The sequence below is a fragment of the Abyssisolibacter fermentans genome (assembly GCF_001559865.1).
Classification (GTDB): Bacteria; Bacillota; Clostridia; order Tissierellales; family MCWD3; genus Abyssisolibacter; species Abyssisolibacter fermentans.
This window is the reverse complement of the sequence record NZ_LOHE01000091.1, coordinates 1-3268: the sequence shown is the minus strand read 5'-3', so window position 1 is coordinate 3268 and position 3268 is coordinate 1. Positions and strand designations below refer to the sequence as shown.

3 protein-coding genes are annotated in these 3268 nt (G+C 25.6%); all 3 read left to right on the top strand.

All coding sequences use genetic code 11. The annotated features are described in order from the left end of the window. Positions 1-354 precede the first annotated feature (354 nt). The 3 genes from AYC61_RS18330 (at position 355) to AYC61_RS18320 (ending at position 2811) form a co-directional block, all read left to right on the top strand. Positions 355-1398 (top strand): helix-turn-helix domain-containing protein, encoded by a 1044-nt coding sequence (locus AYC61_RS18330; RefSeq protein ID WP_066506478.1) that lies wholly within the window; start codon positions 355-357, stop codon positions 1396-1398. 33 nt (positions 1399-1431) lie between these two features. Continuing rightward, on the top strand, positions 1432-1719 hold the full coding sequence (locus AYC61_RS18325) for a hypothetical protein (protein WP_066506476.1): 288 nt from the start codon (positions 1432-1434) through the stop codon (positions 1717-1719). 654 nt (positions 1720-2373) lie between these two features. Next, a complete protein-coding gene (locus AYC61_RS18320; protein WP_066506473.1) occupies positions 2374-2811 on the top strand; it encodes a hypothetical protein in 438 nt (145 codons plus the stop codon). Positions 2812-3268 lie beyond the last annotated feature (457 nt).

The window sequence follows — 3268 nt, the reverse complement described above, 5'->3', positions numbered from 1 at the left end:
AGCTTAGAGATAAAGGAATTTTATAGTAAAACTATTGTATACCCTGATTATTCATATAATGCTGATAATATGCTGTAAGTTTCTGAATTATGAGCAGAGAACCTAAATTTTAATTTAGTGTAAATCGCTTATTCAGACGTAGTCTGAGGTACATCTAAATAACATTCGAAGGCATACCGAGTTGGTATGTCGAGGATTTAATGGATATCTTCTAATTAAAATATCTTAATAAAGGAATCTCCTATTTAATTCTTTCATAGTAGTAAGCGATTCACGTAAAATCATAGATTTTAGTTCTCTGCTCATAATTTTCTATGAATAATCTGGGTATAAGTATTATTTGGTGGTGATTATATGTATTTACAAAAAATTAATACAGCATTAAATAAACTAAGGAATATAGTTGATACAGAAATTAATATAATGGATGAGTCAGGATACATAATTAATAGTACTAATACTAAAAAAATTGGAGAATATGATTTAGAGGTAAAAAATAAAAAATCTATTGATGGAGTAAATAAAAAGGGAAAATATATATATTATTTTAATGATGATGCTCAAAGTAATAAAATTATTGTTTCTATAAAAACTGATGAGGATGATAGTAATGAGTTTGCAGAGATCATAGGTTTCTTATTTACTCAAAATTTTGAAGAAATCTCTGAACATGATTTTTTAAAGGGGTTATTATTAAGAAATATAAAAGGAAAAGACATAGAAAAATACTGTGAGAAATTTAATATAACTTTACAAGGAAAAATGCAGGTAGTGTTTATAGAGGTGGATGAAACTATCAGCAGTGATGTTGAAAATCTTATTCATGAAATTTGTTTGGAAGAAATATTTGTGAAAATAAACGATATGAATTTTGCAATTATAAAAAATTGTGAAGTTGATGTTAATGATATTGAAAAAAGTATATATGATGCTATTTTTTCAGAATTACTTTATGAGCCTAAAATAGGCATAGGTATTGTAATTGATGATATTAACATGCTATCATTGTCCTATGAAAAAGCTATTGAGGCTGTAAAGCTAGGAAAGGTTTTTATTGATAATAAGAATATATATTATTATAAAGATTTAGTATTACCTATTCTTATTAATTATTTGAAAGATAAAGATTTAGAAACATTGAGGTCACATATGAATGATGGTATGAGTGAAGTATTATCAGATAATGAACTAGTTATAACTGCTTCTAAATTTTTTGAAAACAACTTAAACATAACTGAGACAGCTAAAAAACTATATATTCATAGAAATACTCTGATTTATAGACTAAACAAGATTTTAAAATTAACAGGATACGATTTAAGAGTCTTCGAAGACTCAATTAATTTTAAGATTTCTTTATACATAAATAGACAGATTAAAAAGCTGAAAAATGAATAGAAACTATTTATAAATTAATGAGAAGGTGAATTAATGAAAAAGAAACACATTAATTATCTTGTTAGAATGTGTTTAGCAATAATTCTTTTATGGTTACTAATGTTCAGTGTTGATTATAGGCAAACCACAAAAAAATTAAAAAAACCGGTTTTTGCTATATTAAATAATGGTGTCGATGATGGTGGTTCGGGCACATATAATGGATTAGGATATTCCATTTATTTAGAAGGAAATTTTATGCCGGAAGATGAAATGAGTGGGGTAACATATGCTAAAATCACAGTTTTTGGTGTAAAGCTAAAAGAAGTTGTATGTAAATAGTTTTGATATTTAAGGTCACATTAATCTATTAAAAGAGGGTTTGTGATCTTTTTTTATGCAAAAAAAGATATTTTTGATACAAGTACAATATCTCAATCTAGTATGTTTAGTTTAAGGCTTATAAATTTCTAGACTATAGATTTTTTTCTAGGATAGATAAGTCTGGTGAGAAAATGTATTTAGGTAAAACAAAAACATGTGAAAAAATATCAAATTATGAATATCCTTAAGAAATAATTGATGATGTAGTAAATGAGTAGAAAAGAAAAAGAAAGAAGAAATAAAATTTGCTTGAATTAATTTTAATATAAAAAAATATATATAAATACCAATAGTTTAAAAATGTAAATATTAAAAAATAATGAAAAATAATAAAAATTTTGATATAATTGAATTGAGTTAATTACTTAACTAAATTATGCATGGTGTTGTAATTTTACTAAAAATTCAGTAGTAATGAGTTATATTACGGTAAAAAACGAAAAAACATAAACAAAAATTTCGAGAGATTTATATGAAAAAAATATCAGTTGTGGTTTTGTCTATTTTATTTATTTTAACTTTTTCTGTATCTGTATTTGCTGAAATGCAAACTTTCACGACTCGTTACACACAATGAAGATATTAAGAAACGAGGAGATAAGGTGGTTATTTATGAAGATTAAAGAGAAAAAAATTATTATAACTCTAATATCATTATTCTTAATTTGGAACTTGATTTGGGTTTCGGTAGTTAATTTAAGATATAATGAGTTTTTAAAAGATATACCTAAAAATAAGTGGGGTCGTTATTTTAAAGAAAAAGATGGATATATATATAGCGTAAAAAAACCTGATTATTTGCGTTTGACTGGAAATTTAGCAGTTAATAATAACAAAAAAGGAGAGGCTTTAATTATATGGCCATTAATGTTTGGTGGATATAAATATGGTTTTAGATTACAAAAAGATGGTTTAGCTCACGAAATTTATGTCGATGAACATATGGAACCAATAAATAAAGAAAATAAAGTATTAATTGAAAAATATAATGTTGAACTAAAACAATTATTTGATAAAGCAAAACAAATGTGGGAATTTGACTATAAGTAAAACAAATTTAATGATGGCATACATTTAAGTATGCTTTTTGTATTTAAAAAATTGTAAATAGCTAGGGTAAACTTATGAGGGAAGTGTGGCTAAATGTTTTTGTGTTGAAGCTATACAAGACATTTTTTTAACTCGGAGATGCCTATCTTTTACTGATTATATAAAGACGAAAAAATATAGGCATCAATGTCGTGGACAAAAAATGTCATGTAGCTTCTAAATAATAAAATGGTTAGATTTCTTTAGGGTAAACCTTTGTAAGTGCGAAGTTATTACATAATGGTGATTCATTATCAAATGGAGTGGGGCACGAATCTGAGAATCTTTGCTTGTTCCTGTAAAGAAGCAATTTTTTTCATTAAATAAAAGCGTTGAAAAAATTACTTCTTAAAAGTCACCTACAAAGAAACCTCAGATTGAGCCCTAGTAAAATTTATTGGTAGGGATAGTTGTTGAG